Origin of the sequence: Domibacillus sp. DTU_2020_1001157_1_SI_ALB_TIR_016 (assembly GCF_032341995.1) — a bacterium.
Classification (GTDB): Bacteria; Bacillota; Bacilli; order Bacillales; family Domibacillaceae; genus Domibacillus; species Domibacillus indicus_A.
Genome location: NZ_CP135439.1, coordinates 2237486 through 2258117 on the forward strand (window position 1 = coordinate 2237486; position 20632 = coordinate 2258117).

At 44.7% G+C, this 20632-nt stretch carries 19 protein-coding genes; all 19 read right to left on the reverse strand.

The window, feature by feature from the left end:
- Positions 1-2: 2 nt before the first annotated feature.
- Positions 3-1139 (reverse strand): transcription termination factor NusA, encoded by a 1137-nt coding sequence (gene nusA, locus RRU94_RS19430; RefSeq protein ID WP_251270206.1) that lies wholly within the window; start codon positions 1137-1139, stop codon positions 3-5.
- A gap of 42 nt (positions 1140-1181) precedes the next feature.
- Entirely contained in the window at positions 1182-1655 is a 474-nt protein-coding gene (rimP, locus tag RRU94_RS19435; RefSeq protein ID WP_315692499.1) for a ribosome maturation factor RimP, read from the reverse strand.
- A gap of 148 nt (positions 1656-1803) precedes the next feature.
- Positions 1804-6114, reverse strand: a complete 4311-nt coding sequence (locus RRU94_RS19440) for a PolC-type DNA polymerase III (RefSeq protein WP_315692500.1) — start codon at positions 6112-6114, stop codon at positions 1804-1806.
- A gap of 59 nt (positions 6115-6173) precedes the next feature.
- Entirely contained in the window at positions 6174-7880 is a 1707-nt protein-coding gene (locus RRU94_RS19445; RefSeq protein ID WP_315692501.1) for a proline--tRNA ligase, read from the reverse strand.
- A 28-nt stretch (positions 7881-7908) separates the two neighbouring features.
- Positions 7909-9168 (reverse strand): RIP metalloprotease RseP, encoded by a 1260-nt coding sequence (gene rseP, locus RRU94_RS19450; RefSeq protein WP_315692503.1) that lies wholly within the window; start codon positions 9166-9168, stop codon positions 7909-7911.
- Between the two features lie 20 nt (positions 9169-9188).
- Positions 9189-10334, reverse strand: a complete 1146-nt coding sequence (locus tag RRU94_RS19455) for a 1-deoxy-D-xylulose-5-phosphate reductoisomerase (protein ID WP_315692504.1) — start codon at positions 10332-10334, stop codon at positions 9189-9191.
- Between the two features lie 13 nt (positions 10335-10347).
- Positions 10348-11139, reverse strand: coding sequence for a phosphatidate cytidylyltransferase (locus RRU94_RS19460; protein ID WP_315692506.1), 792 nt, complete (start codon positions 11137-11139; stop codon positions 10348-10350).
- 24 nt (positions 11140-11163) lie between these two features.
- On the reverse strand, positions 11164-11925 hold the full coding sequence (locus RRU94_RS19465; protein ID WP_315692507.1) for an undecaprenyl pyrophosphate synthase: 762 nt from the start codon (positions 11923-11925) through the stop codon (positions 11164-11166).
- Between the two features lie 117 nt (positions 11926-12042).
- Positions 12043-12585 (reverse strand): ribosome recycling factor, encoded by a 543-nt coding sequence (gene frr, locus RRU94_RS19470; RefSeq protein ID WP_255821970.1) that lies wholly within the window; start codon positions 12583-12585, stop codon positions 12043-12045.
- A gap of 17 nt (positions 12586-12602) precedes the next feature.
- Complete coding sequence (gene pyrH, locus RRU94_RS19475; protein WP_251270214.1) at positions 12603-13325, reverse strand: UMP kinase; 723 nt, start codon at positions 13323-13325, stop codon at positions 12603-12605.
- Positions 13326-13416: 91 nt separating this feature from the next.
- Positions 13417-14298 (reverse strand): translation elongation factor Ts, encoded by an 882-nt coding sequence (gene tsf / locus RRU94_RS19480; RefSeq protein WP_315692508.1) that lies wholly within the window; start codon positions 14296-14298, stop codon positions 13417-13419.
- A gap of 104 nt (positions 14299-14402) precedes the next feature.
- Positions 14403-15155: a 30S ribosomal protein S2 gene (gene rpsB, locus RRU94_RS19485; RefSeq protein ID WP_050181424.1), complete on the reverse strand. Its 753-nt coding sequence runs from the start codon at positions 15153-15155 to the stop codon at positions 14403-14405.
- Between the two features lie 145 nt (positions 15156-15300).
- Complete coding sequence (locus RRU94_RS19490) at positions 15301-15777, reverse strand: DUF6115 domain-containing protein (RefSeq protein WP_315692510.1); 477 nt, start codon at positions 15775-15777, stop codon at positions 15301-15303.
- On the reverse strand, positions 15774-16079 hold the full coding sequence (locus RRU94_RS19495) for a hypothetical protein (protein ID WP_315692511.1): 306 nt from the start codon (positions 16077-16079) through the stop codon (positions 15774-15776). The genes RRU94_RS19490 and RRU94_RS19495 overlap by 4 nt, the downstream gene beginning before the upstream one ends.
- 25 nt (positions 16080-16104) lie before the next feature.
- The gene (locus RRU94_RS19500; protein ID WP_315692512.1) at positions 16105-16866 is read right to left on the reverse strand and encodes a FliA/WhiG family RNA polymerase sigma factor; all 762 of its coding nucleotides are present in this window, start codon (positions 16864-16866) and stop codon (positions 16105-16107) included.
- Positions 16867-16993: 127 nt separating this feature from the next.
- On the reverse strand, positions 16994-17494 hold the full coding sequence (locus RRU94_RS19505) for a chemotaxis protein CheD (protein ID WP_251270219.1): 501 nt from the start codon (positions 17492-17494) through the stop codon (positions 16994-16996).
- Complete coding sequence (locus RRU94_RS19510; protein WP_315692514.1) at positions 17484-18125, reverse strand: chemotaxis protein CheC; 642 nt, start codon at positions 18123-18125, stop codon at positions 17484-17486. The genes RRU94_RS19505 and RRU94_RS19510 overlap by 11 nt, the downstream gene beginning before the upstream one ends.
- Before the next feature lie 10 nt (positions 18126-18135).
- Positions 18136-18573: a chemotaxis protein CheW gene (locus tag RRU94_RS19515; RefSeq protein ID WP_315692515.1), complete on the reverse strand. Its 438-nt coding sequence runs from the start codon at positions 18571-18573 to the stop codon at positions 18136-18138.
- Positions 18574-18586: 13 nt separating this feature from the next.
- On the reverse strand, positions 18587-20626 hold the full coding sequence (locus RRU94_RS19520; RefSeq protein ID WP_315692516.1) for a chemotaxis protein CheW: 2040 nt from the start codon (positions 20624-20626) through the stop codon (positions 18587-18589).
- Positions 20627-20632: the final 6 nt, after the last annotated feature.

Consider the following 20632-nt stretch of genomic DNA (forward strand, 5'->3'; position numbering starts at 1 on the left):
CCTTATTCGATTTCTTCAGAAAAGAAATCTTCAAGGTTGTTGTTCGACGGCTCCGTATCATCTTCATCCTGCTCGGCTGTTTTTCCGCTTGGATAAATGCCTGCTGCCCGAGCGTCCGTTTCACTTTTGATATCAATTTTCCAGCCGGTTAGTTTCGCTGCAAGACGGGCGTTTTGACCGCGCTTGCCGATAGCCAGTGATAATTGATAATCCGGTACGATAACGGTTGTTGCTTTGTTTTCCTCTTCCACCATAACCTCAACGACTTTAGCCGGGCTGAGGGCATTAGCCACAAAGACAACCGGATCTTCTGACCACTGAACGATATCGATTTTTTCGCCTTTCAGCTCGTTTACGATTGCCTGAACGCGATTGCCTTTCGGACCGACGCAAGCGCCAATCGGATCCACTTCCGGGTTTTCTGCATGAACAGAAATTTTGGAACGGTCGCCTGCTTCGCGTGATACCGAGCGAATTTCAACAGTGCCGTCAAAAATTTCCGGCACTTCAATTTCAAACAAGCGCTTCAGAAGTCCTGGATGTGTGCGTGATACATAAATTTGCGGGCCTTTTGTTGTCCGCTCCACTTTTGTAATAAACACTTTGATTCGATCATGCGGCTTGTATGTTTCATTCGCCATTTGCTCTGCCTGTGGCAAAAGCGCCTCGATTTTGCCAAGGCTTACATAAATAAAGCGGGCATCCTGGCGCTGTACAATACCGGTCATAATATCTTCTTCACGGTCGATAAATTCCGAATAAATAATTCCGCGTTCTGCTTCACGAACACGCTGCGTTACAACTTGCTTTGCTGCTTGAGCTGCAATTCGGCCAAAATCTTTTGGTGTTACTTCCATTTCGACCACATCGCCAATTTCATAAGAAGGATTGATTTGTACTGCATCAGCCAGCGCAATTTCCAAACGGAAGTCGAATACTTCCTCTACTACCTCTTTCCGGGCAAACACACGCATTGAGCCGGCTTCTAAATTCAGCTCCACCCGAACGTTTTGTGCCTGGTTAAAATTGCGTTTATACGCTGAGACAAGTGCTGCTTCAATTGCTTCAATTAACAAACTGCGCTCAATGCCTTTTTCTTTCTCAAGATAAAGCAACGCATCATATAATTCTGAACTCATTGGCCAAAAAGCCTCCTTACATCCATATCTTATTAAATTTTTTTAAAATGTGACAGCCAGACGCGCTTTTGCCACTTTGGAAAGTGGAACCGTCACTTGCTTTTTGCGGGTTTTAACCATATATTCTACAGTCAGCTCGCCATCTGCAAAGGAAAGAAGTGTTCCTTCAAATGTTTTTTCCCCATCAATTGGCTCATAAAGCTTAATGTTCACATGCCGGCCGACAGCCCGTTCAAAGTCCTGCTCTTTTTTAAGCGGACGCTCTGCCCCTGGTGATGAGACTTCAAGGAAATAATTGTCTGGAATCGGGTCCGGGTCGAGTGCATCAAGCTTTTCGCTCAACCGTTCGCTGACCGCTGCGCACTCTTCAATGTCCACGCCGTTTTCTTTGTCAATGTAGAGGCGCAAAAACCAGTTTTTCCCCTCTTTTACATACTCTGTTTCAACGAGTTCGAGGTTTAATTCTTCAATGATTGGTACGGCGATTTGTTCAACCGTTTCGATGATTTTGCTCATTTTTTATCCTCCCGCATGAAAAAATTTGTTTCGGAACATCCCCGCAACAAACACGAAAGAGTGGGGGCGGCCCACTCTTTCGAAGAGAGTTATCATGCAATTTCCATCTGTAAGGATACCATAAATGCACCCTTTTTGCAAACGCGCCTCAAAACAGTGACAGCTGGTTTTGGTCGGGCAGCGCGTCGAGACATCCCATTTTCTCCAAATATTCCATAATGGTTTTCGAAACCTTGCCGCGCTGCTGTAAATCCTCTTTGGATAAAAACTCACCGTGCTCACGGGACGCCACAATATTTTTAGCCGCATTTGTCCCAAGACCCGGCAGCGCATTAAACGGCGGAATAAGAGAATTGCCGTCAATGACAAATTCGTCTGCGCTTGAACGGTATAAATCCACTTTTTTGAACGTAAAGCCTCGCTCTACCATCTCAAGTGCCAGCTCAAGAACTGTCATCAAGTTTTTCTCTTTCGGTGATGCATCCAGCCCTTTTGCGTTAATTTCCTGAAGCAGGGCTTTGATCGCAGACGAGCCCTTTGACATCACATCGATATCAAAATCTTCCGCCCGGACCGTAAAATAAGCAGCATAGTAAAGAAGCGGCAAATGTACTTTAAAGTACGCGATCCGCACAGCCATTAAAACGTAAGCGGCGGCGTGCGCTTTCGGAAACATGTATTTGATTTTTTTACATGAATCAATATACCATTCCGGCACTTCATTTTTGCGCATTTCTTCTTCCATTTCTTCTGTCAGCCCTTTTCCTTTACGGACAGATTCCATGATTTTAAAAGCAAAAGCCGGTTCAAGCCCTTGATAAATCAAATAGACCATAATGTCATCCCGGCAGCCGATTACGTCAGACAGCTGGCAGATGCCTTTTTGAATCAGCTCCTGCGCATTTCCGAGCCATACATCCGTTCCGTGAGACAAACCGGAAATTTGAACGAGCTCTGAGAATGTAGTTGGTTTTGTTTCTTCAAGCATCTGGCGGACGAACCGCGTACCAAATTCCGGAATACCAAGTGTACCGGTTTTACACATAATTTGCTCTTCCGTTACACCGAGGGATTCAGTGCCGCTGAAAATCTTCATTACTTCAGGATCATCGGTCGGAATCGTTTTTGGATCTATGCCTGATAAATCCTGAAGCATCCGGATTACCGTTGGATCGTCGTGACCGAGAATATCGAGCTTAAGCAGGTTATCGTGAATGGAATGGAAATCAAAATGGGTCGTTTTCCACTCCGATTTATCAGAGTCAGCCGGATACTGAATCGGTGAAAAATCGTATATATCCATGTAATCCGGCACAACGATGATACCGCCTGGATGCTGTCCGGTTGTTCGCTTAACGCCCGTACATCCGGATACAAGACGGTCTACTTCGGCACTCCGGTATTGCTTCGTATATTCTTCAGCATACTTTTTCACATAGCCGTAGGCGGTTTTTTCCGCTACCGTACCAATGGTGCCGGCCCTGAATACATAATCCTCACCAAACAGCTCTTTCGTGTAATTATGCGCACGCGGCTGATACTCACCGGAAAAGTTTAAATCGATATCCGGCACTTTGTCCCCTTTAAACCCAAGGAATGTTTCAAACGGAATATCATGTCCGTCTTTTTTGTAGGGGATCCTGCAGTTTGGACAATCTTTATCCGGCAGGTCAAATCCGGAGCCGACCGACCCATCATCAAAGAACTCGGATTTTTTGCACGATGAGCATACATAGTGCGGAGGCAGCGGATTTACTTCTGTTATTTCGGTCATTGTGGCAACAAATGACGAACCGACCGATCCGCGTGAGCCAACCAGGTAACCGTCATCAAGCGACTTTTTCACCAGCTTATGCGAAATTAGATAAATAACCGCGAATCCATGGCCGATGATACTTTTTAATTCTTTTTCAAGCCGCGCTTCTACAATTTCTGGCAGGTTATCCCCATAAATCTTCCGTGCCATACCATAACTCATTTCCCGCATTTCTTCGTCAGCGCCTTCAATTTTCGGCGTATACAGATCGTCCTTAATCGGTTTGACTTCTTCGATCATATCAGCGATCTTATTCGTGTTGGCCACAACGATCTCATGCGCTTTTTCTTTCCCCAAAAATGAAAAAGCGTCAAGCATATCATCCGTTGTCCGGAAGTGAACGTCCGGCAGTGTCTGGCGATTTAATGGATTGGCTCCGCCCATAGATGAAATTAAAATGTGGCGGTACACTTTGTCTTCTTCATTTAAATAATGAACATTGCCGGTTGCGGCAACTAGTTTGTTTTGTTCTTCTCCAATGGTGACGATGTTTCGAATAATATCTTCAAGCCCTGCTTCATCACGTACAAGCTCCATTTCAATCAGCGGCGCATTTACGGCTTTCGGCTGCACTTCTAAATAATCATAAAACTCAGCAGCCTGTCGTGCTTCGTCCATCCCTTTTTGCATCATCGCTTCAAATACTTCCCCTTTGTTGCAGCCGGAGCCAATCAGCAAGCCGCCGCGGTGTTTTTGCAAAACAGAACGCGGGATTCGCGGCACACGGTAAAAGTAATTGATATGCGAGAGGGACACAAGCTTAAATAAATTTTTCAGCCCTTCTGCATTTTGGGCAAGAATCGTACAGTGGTAAGGGCGTGCACGTTTATAGGCCCCGCCTTCCCCCATAAAGTTATTGAACTCATTATGTTTCTTAATCCCTTTTTCATCTGCATCTTTTAACAATTTAAGCAGGATGTATCCCGTCGCTTCCGCATCGTAAATCGCGCGGTGATGCTGAGTTAATTCTACATCGAATTTTTTCGCCAGTGTGTTCAGCCGGTGATTTTTCATATCCGGGTACAGTAAACGTGCCAGCTCCAGTGTATCAATCACTGGATTTGAGGTCCGGCCTATAGCATACTTTTTGTAGCCTGTTTGAATAAAGCCCATATCAAACGACGCATTATGCGCAACCAAGATGGCATCCCCGGTCCACTCTTTGAAATCACGGAGCACTTCGTCTACCTCAGGTGCATCTTGTACCATGTCATCGGTAATCCCGGTCAGTTCAATGGTTGTTGCAGACAGCGGATGATGCGGGTTGGCAAATCGTTCAAACCGGTCAATAATTTCACCGTCTTTTATTTTGACTGCTGCCAGTTCAATAATCGTATCGTATACTGCTGAAAGACCCGTCGTTTCAACGTCAAAAACCACATACGTGTCTGTAGCAAGCTCCCGGTCGGCATCTTCATATGCGATCGGCACACCGTCATTAACGAGATTGGCTTCCATCCCATATAAAATTTTTACGCCATGTTTTTTTCCGGCACTGTATGCTTCCGGGAACGACTGAGCCACTGCATGATCGGTAATAGCGATAGCCGGATGCCCCCATTTTTTTGCCTGCCCGACTAATGTGCTGATGGAAGTTATGGCATCCATCTGGCTCATCGGTGAATGAAGATGAAGTTCCACCCGTTTTTCCTCTGCTGTATCTTCCCGCATCGGGGAACGAATTTCATTTACATCATTGGCGATCATCACGAGGTCACGGACAAAGGTGTCATTTTGAACAGACCCCCGCACACGTACCCACATGCCTTTTTTAATACGGTTAAACATCGCAGCGTCTTCTTTATCACGCGAAAACATTTTGACCATTAAGGAGTCCGTGTAGTCGGTAATCTTAAAAGTGAGCAGCGTACGGCCGCTGCGCAGCTCTTTCGTTTCTGCGTCGAAAATATACCCTTCTGAAGCAATCCGGCGCTCTTCATCAACAATTTCTTCAAGCTTTTTAAATTCTGCATCGGGCTTGATCATATAACCAATCGTCACAGGGCCGGATTCTTCTGGAGCCTCATCCTGCTCTTTTGCCCGGTTTTGCATATCGATGACTGCCTGGCGTGCTCGTTCCGCATCTTCTTTGCGCTTTTCTTCTAAAAACTTTTCATATTCTTCGTTTCGCTCGTTTTGGGAAACTTGTATGTCAAATGTCAGCGGCGGAAATCCGAGACTTTCATACACTTCACACAAACGGCGTCCATATTTATTTTTGAGCGCCATGCCTTCCATTTCATTTTGGGTGCCGATCACAAGCTTGGTCCCTGATACCTCTGGTTTTTGCCCATTTAATGTCGCTAAAAGCGGAGGTGCCATGCCTTCAAGCTGGCGGACGCAATACGGCCAGTAATCGATGATATGCTCCGGTGTGCACGTGCGATCCTGCACTTCCATTGAGAAAGTAACCGAGGCAAATGTGGCAAATGTGGCAGACAGCGAATCGGCAAACCGCATGAGAACATTACACGGAATCAGCGCTGGGGCCGCAAATACAAAATGCCACTTTTTTTCTTGTTTTAATACGGTTAATTTTTTGATTTCGGTTCCTTCAAAGTGGCGGACCACTGCATCTTCTGTTAGCCGAAGCTGGTCCAGCAGGATTAAAAAGCGGCTCCGTCCACTTGATACTTCCTTCATTTTTATTTCCCCCTTACACAGAAAAGGATGAGCGGCACGAGCCGGTCATCCTTTTTCTTTTAAAGTGCAGCCTGCAAGCTGCGTACCGCTTGCACGATTTCTTCAACAGACGTTTCTACTACTTCGCCTGTCTGGCGTACTTTTATTTCAACAATGCCTTCAGCAGCTTTTTTCCCTGCTGTTACACGAACAGGCACACCAATTAAATCACTATCGGTAAACTTAACCCCTGCACGTTCAGCACGATCATCGAGCAGCACATCCATACCTGCATTCCGAAGAGCCGTATAGATTTCGTTTGCTGCATCTGTCTGCGCCGAGTCTTTCACATTGACGGGAATCACATGAACATCAAATGGCGTAAGATTTAGCGGCCATACAAAGCCGTTTTCATCATTGTATTGTTCCGCCATTGCTGCAAGAACACGGGAAACGCCAATACCGTAGCAGCCCATAATCATCGGCTGTGTCCGGCCGTTTTCATCCAGATACACAGCGTTCATTGCTTCACTGTAACGCGTGCCCAGCTTGAAGATGTGGCCAACTTCGATTCCTTTTGCAAACTGAATCGTTCCTTCTCCATCTGGAGACGGATCACCTTCTAAAATAAAGCGAAGATCTGCAAATTCTGTTACATGGAAATCACGATCTGCATTGGCATTCACATAATGAAAGCCATTTTCGTTCGCCCCGCACACAATGTTTACCATCGATTGAACGGCGTTATCAGCCAGTATTTTCACATCAGCCGGAAGGCCAACCGGGCCAAGCGAACCGAACGAAGCACCAAATAATTTTACGGCCTCTTCTTCATCCGCCATTTCGACCGTTTTGGCATTCAAGACATTTTTCAATTTAATATCGTTGATTTCATGATCTCCGCGTGCAAGAACAACAACCATTTCATCGTCGACGTTAAAAAGAAGAGTTTTAATGCACTGCTCAGCCGAAACATCCAAAAACGCACTGACTTTCTCAATCGTTTTTGAATCAGGTGTTTCTACTTTCTCAAGCGGTTTTTGTTCCTCGTCACTTTTTTCATATACGACTGTGACCGGCGCCATCTCCACATTTGCTGCATAATCAGATGTGTCTGAATACGCGATTGTATCTTCACCGATATCAGACAACACCATAAACTCATGTGTGTCTTTTCCGCCCATTGCACCTGAGTCGGCAATAACCGCCCGGAAATTCAATCCGCAGCGGCGGAAGATATTCGAATATGCTTCAAATAAACGATCATATACTTCGTCCAGACTCTCTTGTGAAGCATGGAAGGAGTATGCATCTTTCATAATAAATTCACGGCCGCGAAGCAGGCCAAACCGTGGTCGTTTTTCATCACGGAACTTTGTTTGAATTTGGTACAAAGTCAGCGGCAGGCGCTTGTATGATTTTATTTCATCCCGGATAAGAGACGTAATCACTTCCTCATGGGTTGCGCCGAGTGCGAAGTCACGTGAATGACGATCTTTTAAACGCATGAGTTCCGGACCATAAGTCTGCCAGCGTCCTGACTCCTCCCAAAGCTCTGCCTGCTGCAGGGCCGGCATGAGAAGTTCAACTGCCCCTGCGGCATCCATTTCTTCACGGACAATCGCTTCTACTTTGCGGAGCATTTTTTGGCCAAGCGGCAGATAGCTGTAAATCCCGCTTGCATTTTGCCGGATAAAACCGGCGCGAAGAAGCAGCTGATGGCTTTTTACGTCCGCATCAGCCGGTACTTCCCGCATCGTTGGAATTAACGTTTTGCTTTGTTTCATTCAATCGCACCTCGACTAAAATAATAATTTACTGTAAAAAGAATCTTTCAATATCATTCCATGTAACCACAATCATCAAAAGCATAAGCAGCGCAAAGCCGACAAAATGCACCATACCCTCCATGCGGCGGTCTACCGGCTTTCCACGTATCGCTTCATACAAGAAAAACAGCAGGCGTCCGCCGTCTAAAGCTGGAAGCGGCAGGAGATTCATAATCCCGAGATTTATGCTCAGTACGCCCGCCCATTTTGCCAGGTTTAAAATGCCGGACTGAGCGACTGTATCGGTGGAAACATAAATGCCAACAGGCCCTGACAGCATATCAAGCGAAAACTGTCCCGTTACAATCGTGCCAAGCATATTGATGATCATCTTCGTCCAAACGTACACTTCTTTGGCCCCATACGTGAACGAGCCAAGTACAGAGTGCTCAAAAGGACTATACACGCCGATACGGCCGAATGTTTCGCCTTCTGCCGTTTCTTTATCCGGCGTAACAGGTATCGTTAATTGTTCCCCATTACGATCGATCGAAAAAGTTAACTCTTTTCCTGGGTTGTCCTGAATAACCGTAACGATTTCTTTCCAGGATCCCATGTTTTCTCCATTAATAGAGATCACACGGTCTCCTTCTTTCAGGCCCGCTTCAACTGCTGCCCCATTGTTAATCACTTCACCAAGCTTTGGCTCGTCCGTTGGAATTCCCTGAATCATGGCCAGTACTACGAAAATAATGAACGCAAGAATGAAGTTAAACAAAGGACCGGCAAAAATAGCCATAGCACGCTGCGGAAGCGTTTTTGAATTAAATTGGCGGTCATACGGCGCAATTTGCGTGCTTAACTGGTCTTCGGTCATTAAAGCTTCACGGTGTACCGGATAAGTGCGCAGTTCTTCTTCGCCTTCTTCATATCCACTGATCGTTAAGCCATGCTCAAGATCCGCTTTTTCAATTTCAATCGTGCGAGCATCTTTAAAGCGATCCCGGCCATTTACAATTAAATTAACCGCCTCGCCTTTTTCATTAAAAACAACGCCAATTCTCTGGCCGGCTTTCAGTTCTGTCGTTTCCGGGTCTTCACCCGCCATGCGTACATAGCCTCCGAGCGGAAGCAGGCGGATCGTATAAACGGTTTCTCCTTTTTTATGCGCAAATATTTTTGGACCGAATCCGATCGCAAATTCACGGCATAGAATACCGGCCCGCTTAGCAAAGAGAAAGTGGCCTAATTCATGGAAAAAAACAAGCGATCCAAAGATAACGATAAACGCTATAACGGTATTCAAACGTTTCTAACCACCTTTTTTTATGATAAAAGTGAGCGTACTGCCGCCCTGGCTTCAGCATCTGCCTCCAGCACTGCCCCAAGTTCTGGTGATTGAACAGGTGTATGTCCCTCCATCGTCCGCTCCACCATTTCATCAATTTGCAAAAATGATATTTTCCGATCGAGAAAAGCAGCGACTGCTTCTTCATTTGCCGCATTCATCACGGCAGGCATCGTTCCGCCTGTGCGTCCCGCTGTGTACGCAAGATGAAGCATACGGTATCGGTCAAAATCCATCTCTTGAAAATGAAGACGGCCAATCTCGGCTAAATTCAGCTGAGCCGTACCAGGAAGAGGCAGCCGGTCCGGCCAAGTGAGTGCATACTGGATTGGCACACGCATATCAGGTGAACCAAGCTGTGCCATCACCGACCGGTCATGAAACTCAACCATCGAGTGGATGATGCTTTCACGATGCAAAATAACATCAATTTGTTCATAAGGCAGGCCAAACAGCCAGTGCGCTTCAATTACTTCAAGCCCCTTATTCATCATTGTAGCAGAATCGACTGTTATTTTCGCGCCCATAGACCAGTTTGGATGATTTAATGTTTCTTCTACGGTTACTTTTTCGAGCTCATCCCTTTTTCTATCACGGAAGCTTCCGCCTGAAGCTGTTAAAATGAGCCGGCTGATATTTTTTTCCTGTTCACCCTGCAGGCTTTGAAAAATGGCTGAATGCTCACTGTCAACTGGAAGTAAATGAACGCCCGCCTGCTTTGCGGCCTCTGTTACAATATGTCCAGCTGTAACAAGCGTTTCTTTATTAGCAATGGCGATGTTTTTTTTTGCCTTTATCGCTTTAAGCGTCGGCTCCAGGCCGACACTGCCAATCACCGCGTTTACAAGTGTGTCTGCTTCCGGAATCACTGCCGCTGCTTCAAGCCCTTCCTTTCCATACAATACGCGTATGGACGGAAACTTCGTCTGCAGGCGTTCCGCTGTATTTTTTTCAATAACGGAGACGAGCGCTGGCTCAAATTCTCGAATGATGTTTTCAGCAGCTTCCTCGTTTTTCCCTGCAGAAAAAGCCGCTAGCCGGAAAGAATTTGGATGCTTTCGTATAATATCAAGAGTCTGCACACCAATGGATCCGGTTGCCCCTAATAAACTTATCGTTTTCACTACATTCATCTCCCTACAATAGTTGAAGCATGTGCAACAGCGGAAACACGAACAGCCAGCTGTCTGTGCGGTCTAAAATCCCACCATGGCCTGGCAGCAGATTACCTGAATCTTTTACACCATAATGCCGCTTCAGAGCGGATTCTGCCAAATCGCCTACCTGGCCTGCTACAGACAGAATCGCTGCCGATACGAGTACCCACAGAGCCGGCGCCTGGAAATCAAGAAACAGCAGAAAAACTGCCGCAACGACTACGGCAGAGCCAATTCCCCCGTAAAAGCCGGCCACTGTTTTGTTCGGGCTGATATCCGGCCAAAGCTTGCGTTTTCCAAATGAGCGGCCAATAAAATATGCGCCCGAGTCAGATGCCCACGTAATAAACAGGGCAAAAAAGACATACAAAACGCCGCCGGCTTCTCTCGTTTCGATAAAATAATAGAAACCAAAGCCGATATAAAGTGTCAGCAATATACAATAAGCAGCATCTTCAAACGTAAATTGGTTTTTCGTCATGACCGTTACAACAAGAAACAGCAAAACGAATAAGCCAAGATATTCAAACTTCTCCATACCCAGGAATTGCCAGTCCGTCCTGTCGCTCTGCGGAATCAGCATAATAAAGACGAGCAAAATCGACAACAGGCCTGGTATGGAGAAAATCGAAATCTGTTTCATTTTTAATGCTTCTATTACAGCCACCGCACTCATTACGTAAACAAGAATAAGAAAGGGCAGCCCCCCAATCAGTACGATTGGCAAAAATGCTGCTGCCGCTATCATTCCTGTTATCATTCGTTGTTTCATGATTGTTAATCCCCCATCATTCCATTACGACAACCCGCCAAACCGCCTTGATCTTTTTTGATATGAAGCTACTGCCTCAAGTAGATGTTTTTCTGAAAAATCAGGCCATAAAACGTCCGTAAAGAAAAATTCCGTATAAGCCAGCTGCCATAACATAAAGTTGCTTAGTCGATGCTCTCCGCTTGTTCGAATGAGGAGGTCGGGCTCTGGCAAATGGCTGGTCATTAAATAGCGGGAAACAGTAGCATCTGTTATATCCTGCTCTGATAATGTTCCCGACTGAACATCTGTTATCATAGAACGCATAGCTTGAACAAGCTCTGTTCGACTGCCATAATTCAATGCAAAATTAAGAATAAGTCCATTGTTTTCGGCTGTTTGGTTTTTTGCATTTTGCACAGCATTTCTTGTGTGTGCAGGAAGCTGCTCGATATCACCTATCATTTCTACACGTACGTTTTCTTCCATTAGTTCAGGCAAAAATGTAGAGAGAAACTCCTGTGGAAGCTTCATTAAAAAATCAACTTCAAGCTTAGGCCGCTTCCAGTTTTCTGTCGAGAACGCATAAAGCGTCAGCACTTTAACACCAAGCTTATTTGCAGCCCTTGTGATTTCCCGAACCGTTTTCATTCCCTCATTATGACCGGCAATACGGGGCAGCGCTCTTTTTTTTGCCCAGCGGCCGTTCCCATCCATAATAATGGCAATATGCGCAGGAATCCCTTCTTCGGAAATCACAGGCTCTCCTGCGTTTTTTGATTGCCAAAACCACTGTTTATGTGCCATACAAAATCCCCCATATCGCTTCTTCCAACCTATTTTACCATAGATGCTGTTTTCGTAGTAATTGGAGCGATAAAATCCAAAAAAAGAAACCCTCCTGCCAGCAAGAGGGTTTTTTCTTTACACTTCCATGATCTCTTGTTCTTTTTCCTTGGCAATTTCATCCACTTTGCGGATATAATTGTCCGTTTGTTTTTGAACATCTTCTGTGTAGCCGCGAAGGTCATCCTCAGTTAGATCACCATTTTTTTCGCCCTTTTTCAAATCATCGTTCGTGTCACGACGAATGTTGCGAATCGCTACTTTTGCCTCTTCCGCTTCTTTTTTAACAAGCTTGGCCAATTCTTTGCGGCGCTCTTCTGTTAAAGCAGGAAAGTTCAATCGAATCACAGAACCATCATTCGATGGTGTCAAACCAAGGTCTGACTTTAAAATTGCTTTTTCAATATCACCCATAGATGATTTATCATATGGTGTAATGACTAACAGGCGGGCTTCTGGAATGTTAATAGAAGCAAGCTGGTTAATTGGTGTTGGCGCGCCGTAATAATCAATTGTAATACGGTCAAGCACGTTCGCGCTTGCGCGTCCAGCACGAATGGAAGCAAGCTCGCGATTAAATGCGGAGATCGCTTTATCCATTCTTTCTTTTGATTGATTCATTACTTCTTGAGACACGTTTATTTCCCCCTCACGATTGTTCCGATATTATCACCAAGTACAACACGTTTGATGTTCCCTTTTTCCGTAACCGAGAAAACAACAAGCGGAATATCATTGTCCATGCATAGGGAAGAAGCAGTGGAATCCATAACCGCAAGTCCTTCCTTAATCACATCCAGGTAAGACAACTCTGAGTATTTAACCGCATCTTTGTCTACTTTTGGATCGGCGCTGTACACGCCATCCACGTTGTTTTTCGCCATTAAAATAACTTCCGCTTCAATTTCAGCAGCACGCAGTGCAGCAGTTGTATCGGTTGAGAAGTAAGGATTTCCAGTACCCGCAGCAAAAATAACAACACGGCCTTTTTCCAAATGACGAATCGCACGACGGCGAATGTACGGCTCAGCAATCTGGCGCATTTCAATGGATGTCTGTACGCGTGTTTCAATTCCGAGCTGTTCTAGGCTGTCCTGCAGCGCCATTGAATTCATCACGGTTGCAAGCATCCCCATATAATCCGCTGTTGCGCGGTCCATACCCATTTCGCTGCCAATCTTGCCGCGCCAAATGTTACCGCCGCCTACCACAACTGCCACTTCCACATCCAATTCGCTTACTTCTTTTACCTGTTCTGCAACAGATTGAATAACAGCAGGGTTAATACCAAATCCTGCTTCACCTGCTAATGCTTCACCACTTAATTTTAATACAACACGTTTATACTTTGGCTGGCTCATGTAGACCTCCATCTGTAATGTACATGAAATCCCTCACCAAGAGCGGCAAGGGATTCCATTTATTCCTTTCCGACCGGCGGATGCGGAATCATTATTTTTTAACTTGGCTCATAACTTCTTCTGCAAAGTTATCTTGACGCTTTTCTAAGCCTTCGCCCACTTCGTAACGAACGAACTCAGTTAAAGTTGCTCCTTTAGACTCAAGGAACTGGCGTACTTTTTGATCTGGATCTTTAACAAAGCTTTGATCCAAAATGCAGATTTCTTCAAAGAATTTGCCAAGACGGCCTTCAACCATTTTTGCAACAATGTTTTCTGGTTTGCCTTCGTTAAGCGCTTGTTCTGTTAATACTTTACGCTCACGATCTACTTCTTCTTCAGAAACTTGGTCGCGTGAAACATATTTTGGATTTAATGCAGCTGCATGCATCGCTACATCTTTGGCTGCTGAAGCATCTGTAGTGCCTTCAACAATAGCTAATACGCCGATACGGCCGCCCATGTGCAGGTACTCACCAAATGCAGCGTTTTCGCCTTTTGTACGGATTTCAAAGCGGCGAAGTGTAAGTTTTTCACCGATTTTCGAGATTGCTTCGCTGATGTACGTATCAACTGTTTTACCGTTTTCCATTGTTTGTGCAAGAGCTTCTTCAACAGAAGCTGGCTTGTTCGCTAATAGGTGAGCGGCGATTTCTTTTACAAGCACTTGGAAGTTTTCGTTTTTCGCAACGAAATCTGTTTCTGCATTTACTTCCAAGAGAACAGCTGTGTCGCCTTCACTTGTAATAAATGTTGTACCTTCAGCTGCAATACGGTCTGATTTTTTCGCTGCTTTTGCAATTCCCTTTTCACGAAGGAAATCGATTGCTTGATCTAAATCACCGTTTGTTTCAACAAGTGCTTTTTTGCAGTCCATCATGCCTGCGCCTGTTTTTTCACGAAGTTCTTTTACCATTTGTGCAGTAATAGCCATTTTGGTTCCTCCTTTAAATATGTAGAACCGCTATGCGGTTTTATTGTTTCTTTCTTTAAAAAAAGGTGATAAGGGTATCCCTCTTATCACCTTTATCTGTTTCATTACTCAGCTGCTGCTTCTGCTGTTTCAGCTTCTTGCACTTCTTCTTGAACTTCTTCTTCAGCGATTTCTTCGCCTTGTTTCGCTTCAAGAACAGCGTCAGCCATTTTACCTGTTAGAAGTTTAACCGCACGGATCGCATCATCGTTCGCTGGGATTACATAATCGATTTCATCCGGATCGCAGTTTGTATCAACGATACCTACGATAGGAATGTTCAATTTACGTGCTTCCGCAACAGCGATACGCTCTTTGCGTGGATCGATAATGAATAGGGCATCAGGAAGACCTTTCATATCACGAATACCGCCAAGGAATTTAACAAGACGCTCATGCTCTTTTTTAAGCTGAACAACTTCTTTCTTTGGAAGTACTTCGAATGTACCGTCTTCTTGCATTTTTTCAATGTTTTTCAAACGTTGTACACGTTTTTGGATTGTTGAGAAGTTAGTAAGTGTACCACCCAACCAGCGTTGGTTTACATAGTACATACCTGAACGTTCTGCTTCTTCTTTCACAGAATCTTGGGCTTGTTTTTTTGTACCAACAAACAAGATTTTACCGCCGTCACCGGCAACTTCTCTTACAAATTTGTACGCTTCTTCCACTTTGCGAACGGTTTTTTGAAGATCGATGATGTAGATCCCGTTACGCTCTTGGAAAATGTACTTTTTCATTTTTGGGTTCCAACGGCGAGTTTGGTGACCGAAGTGAACGCCTGCTTCAAGCAATTGCTTCATAGAAATTACTGACATGTTTTGTTTCCTCCTGTTTGGTTTGATTTCCTCCGTCTTTCTCACACTCACACAGCTTCCGTCTGAGACGGCACCGGCTGATGAATCAAAAGACGTGTGTATTAACACCGTTAGTTACTATAACACATTCGATATAGGGCTGCAACTACTTTCCTGCAGTTTTGTTAAATTTAAGTGCAAGCTGCACTTCCGTTACCCCAATATGAAGCATTTTTGCGATTTCTTCCTCTGTCATTCCCTGCTCTCTCATATCCGCTATTTTTTTCGACTGCGGCACTTCCTTTTCTGTATTTCTTTCTACTTGGACTGTTTTCATCCCCGTATAGGCTTTTGCCGCAGCTTTTCGAGGCGTGAGCGGGGGCAGTGGCTTTTCCCTGGGCTCCGGGTCTTTAGCATTTGGTTTTTTTGCCGGAGGAATACTTCCCAATTTCGCAATAAGCTGCTCATTTTCTTCTTTTATTTCTATTAGGAAGGCCGTCATCATTTCTTCCATATCCTTTGCGGCCTGCTTTGCTTTTTTCTCCGAGTCGCTGATTTTGTTCTGCCGCTGGAAAAGGATAATCAGGGCAAATAAGCTCATCGCATGAATTAAAAAAGAAATGGTGATTAAAAATATTGTCATACGTCCCTCTTACCCGCTAAAGTTGATCTGCTCCCCTTTATAAGGATGGGCATATCCCATCTTCTGCGGATTTCTTTTTTCTTTTTCTGTTTGTTTTGCTGCTCTTCGCCACCCTGCCCGCCTGTTTGGTTGCTTTGATGACTCCCAGCTGCCACCGTCCCTTTCCCCTTCATTTCTTTGACGGCTTTATGCTGTATATGCTGCTGGGCAACAAAAAAGGGCTGCTGACGGTCTTGAGCCGGCTTTGCTCCTTCAAATGTACGTGGAAGCGCCACCTGCATTTCAATTGATTTAAAATCCATTTAGCAGCCCCCGCTGCATCCATATTTAATGCTTTAAGAGCTGCTGCTTCAACTTAAAAAGAGCTTTTGAATGGATTTGTGAGATTCGTGAAGTGGATAAGTTTAATACCTCGCCAATTTCCGTAAGCGTCAATTCTTCTTTATAAAAGAGATCAATCACCAGCTGCTCTTTATCTGTTAACTTTTTGATTTGCGCGGATAGCTCCTGAATCTGCTCCTGCTTGACCATTTCTTCCTCAGGTGTTTTGGTGCGCGGGTCTTTCAGCACAAACCCTCCTGCTTCCGGCTGATCAGGATCCTGCGCCTGTTCATCCATAGACAGTACATGAGAAAAAAAATGTTCCGCCATTGTATCTTGAATGTCGGCCACAGACATGCCAAGTTCGTCAGCTACCTCTTCAGGTGTAGCAACACGTAAATATTTCTGTTCAAGCATCGAAGAAGCTGCTTCAATTTTTTTGGATTTTTCTCTCGTTGCCCGCGGCAGCCAGTCCTCTTTTCTGAGACCGTCTAAAATGGCGCCACGAATCCGAAAAGAAGCATAGGTGTCAAACTTTAAATCTCGTGATGGTTCAAACTTCAGCAGAGCATCATAAAGCCCTGTCATTCCATAGCTCGCTATTTCTTCCCTGCTTACTGTTTTTGGGAGAGCTGCTCCAATACGCCGACAATGAAATGTGACAAGCGGCATATAACGAGCTACCAGTGCATCTCCAGCATCGGGATGCTGTTCCTGCTTCCATCTTTCCCATAGTTTTTGTTCATCTTCAGGCATTTTTTGCGCCATTGAACCTCTCCTTCCGGCGTACGACTACAACACGCTGCAAGTCTTTCTTTTATTCTAATGAAAAGTATTTCTTTTGCCAACAATATACACTAAAAAGCAGCGGCCATCAGTCCGCTGCTCACTCGAATTAAATCTTTTGTTCGCCCTTATTAACCGTCCGAATATGCAAAAGAAACGTCATTGGATCGAATTCAATCGTTCTGCCGCTGCTGCCGCCGGTATCTTCTGAAAGAATAGGAATATGGGCTTTTTGCAGCTGTTCTTTTACAGCAGCTACATTCCTGGGGCCAATTTTCATTAAATCAGAACCTGATTTAAATTGAAACATCTGGGCGCCTCCCGCTATTTTCGCCTTCAGGCGGCCTGGACGGACCCCCTGTTTTGCAAGCTCCGCAATCAGCGCTTGAATACCCGTATCGGCAAATTTGGCTTTATTTTTAATATCAGCTTTGGCAAGATTGGAATCCGGAAGCATCACATGGACCATTCCCGCTATGTGTGACACTTCATCGTAAAGAACAACCCCGACACAGGAGCCGAGCCCGGAAGTTCGAATCATATTCGGCGGCTTGACAATATTCATGTCCGCAATACCGACTTTGATGATTTCACCTATTTTATTTATCATAGCCTGCACCAAGCGCTTTAAACAAAATAGGAAAAGAATCCGGTGACAGAAGAAGAAAGAAATGGCCTTTGACCGTTTCAACGTCCCCCTCATCCGTTTCCGTTAAAATCGTATCAATGACGATGGTATAATCGCTGTATTGAGAGATCTCAAGCAGTCCATAGCTAATGATTGCGCCAAACATATCCACCGCCAGTTCTGGTACGGAAGGCTGCAGCTTGAGCTGTGTAAAATCTCCCAAAGCAGACAAGTATGAACCAGATAAAATATTGCCCATTTCCTGCATGGCAGAAAAGCCGATCGTATGCGTATCATGTTTGCGGAATGTAAAGGATTCGTCACCCATTAATTTTTGAATAAAACGATCGGCTTCTTCAACAGCCAGCATAAAAAACATATTGCCGCCTGCTTCCCCTTCAATTCGCAGGCTGACACTGACTACTTCTTTTTCAGAGCCGCCGGTTAGCTCCATCATTTCTGCAAAAGGAACAATCCGGACGTTCGGGACCTTCATGTCGATTTTCCGGTTTAATAAAGTGGAAAGGGACGTCGCCGCATGACCTGCTCCTATATTGCCTACTTCTTTTAAAATATCAAGGTGAATGGGTTGAATTCTATCAATATAATTCATTGCAGCAGCCTTAGTTGAAAATCTTTTGCAGGCTCAGCATAATAAGCAGCCTTTTTTCAAGTTTTGCTACACCTGTTATATACTCATCTCCAAGTGAGCCTACCACTTCGGGCTGAGGCTCAATGGCATCTACTGGAATATCAAGTACGTCGTTGGCACCGTCTACAACCAGTCCCACCTCAATATCATCGAAAGAAGCAATAATAATACGGGTTGATTCATCATATTGTTTATCCGACAAGCCGAAACGGCTGCGGAGGTCAATAATCGGCGTTACAACCCCTCTTAAATTAATAACCCCTTTTACAAAAGGAACTGTTCCCGGGACACGTGTAATATGCATTAACTTCTCAATAGAATAAACCTGGTGAACGGGAAGTGCATATTCTTTATCTACCAGCTGAAAAGCTATCACTTTTACTGTTTTAGATGCAAGGGTTTCACTCATTTGATGCACCTCCTTATTTAATCAGCGCATTGCAATCTACAATCAGCGCTACTTGTCCGTCTCCGAGTATAGTCGCGCCGGAGATCGCAAAAACATTTGATAAATAGTTTCCGAGTGATTTAAGCACTACTTCCTGTTGTCCGATAAATGAATCTACCACTAATCCAGCCATCTTTTCCCCTTTGCGGACGAGGACAACAGAGTAAAAACGGTCGTCATCTTCTTCATGCGGCACAGAGAAAATATCCTTTAAAAACAAAAGAGGTACTACCTTTCCACGGAAATCAATGACCTGCTGGTTATGCGCATTCATAATATCTTCTTTTTTGACAATCGCCGTTTCGATAATAGAAGACAAAGGAATGGCATATTTTTCTTTTTTCGCTTCGACGAGCATAACAGAAATAATCGATAGTGTCAGCGGCAGCTGAATGGAGAAGATGGAGCCTGCTCCTTCTTGAGAATCGATCGTAATGGAGCCGCCCAGCGATTCAATGGTCGTTTTCACAACATCCAACCCTACGCCGCGTCCCGATAAATCAGAAATCACTTCAGCTGTTGAGAAACCAGATGCCATAATGAGCTCAAAAATCTGGCGGTCTGTCATTCCTAGTGCCTGCTCTTCTGTTACGATTCCTTTATCAAGCGCTTTTTGAAGAACGCGGTCTTTATTGATCCCGGCCCCGTCATCTTCAATTTCAATAAATACATGGTTGCCGCTATGGTACGCTTTCAGCTTGATCGTTCCTTCAGCCGGCTTGCCTTTTGAAAGACGGACTTCCGGCATCTCGATTCCGTGATCTCCCGCATTCCGAATTAAGTGAACGAGTGGATCGCCAATTTCATCGATCACCGTACGGTCAAGTTCTGTTTCCGCACCGATAATTTCCAAGTTGATTTGCTTTCCTAAATCCCGTGATAATTGACGGACCAGCTTTGGAAAACGGTTGAACACTGTTTCTACCGGAACCATGCGCATGTTTAAGATAATATTTTGCAAGTCTCCTGAAATACGTGACATACGTTCTACAGTTTCATTCAGCTCGGTATGATTTAACTCTGCCGAAATAGATTCAAGCCGTCCCCGGTCAATCACAAGCTCTTCAAATAAGTTCATTAAAATATCAAGGCGCTCAATATTTACCCGAATGGTTTTATTAGAGGCAGCCTGCTTCGGCGATTTGGCTTCGCCTTTTTCTGCCTCTGCCGGCTGTTTCTTAGCTGCTTCCTGTGCAGCACTGTCCAGTTTTGGCTGAGGCGCTGCAGGCGGTGAGGAAGCGGGCTTCATTTTCGGCTCGGTTACAGAAGTAATTTCTGTTACCTGCACCCGCTCTACTTCAGACACTTTCTTTATTTTTTCTCCAATATCGCCTGCCGGTTCTTTTGTAATAAGTGTGACCGTAAAGGTTTCATCAAATTTTTCTTCTTCCAGCTGCTCAGAGGAAGGAGAGCTTTTGATCACTTCTCCACATTTCTCAAGCACCTCAAACACCATAAATACACGCGCGGCTTTTAATACACAATCCGCTCGAAGTGAAACGGCGATCTCCAAACAAGTGAATCCCTGCTCTTTTGATTGATTAATCACTGTCCATTCAAATTCGTCATATGAAAGAGCGGCTGCGGGCTGGGAAGCCATGGGAGCCTCGGGAGCTTCAACCGCTGCTGCTGCTTCTCCCTGTTCAATAATCAGAAGTTTTTCTACAATAGCTGAAACGTCCCTTTTGCCGTCTCCTCCTGCCGCAATATCTTCTACCATTGCTTCAAGGTCATCTACAGAAGAAAAAACCGTATCCATTATTTCCAAGGATACAGATATTTGATGGTTACGAATTGCATCAAGGACGTTCTCCAATTTATGGGTTAAATTGGCCAAATCTTCATATCCCATCGTTGCAGACATCCCTTTTAACGTATGGGCGGAGCGGAAAATTTCATTTACAATCGCGATATTTTCCGGATCTTTCTCTAATTCAAGCAAATGCTCGCTCATTGCTTGAAGATGTTCTTTGCTTTCATCAATAAAAATTTCTAAATACTGATTTGTATCCATACGTGT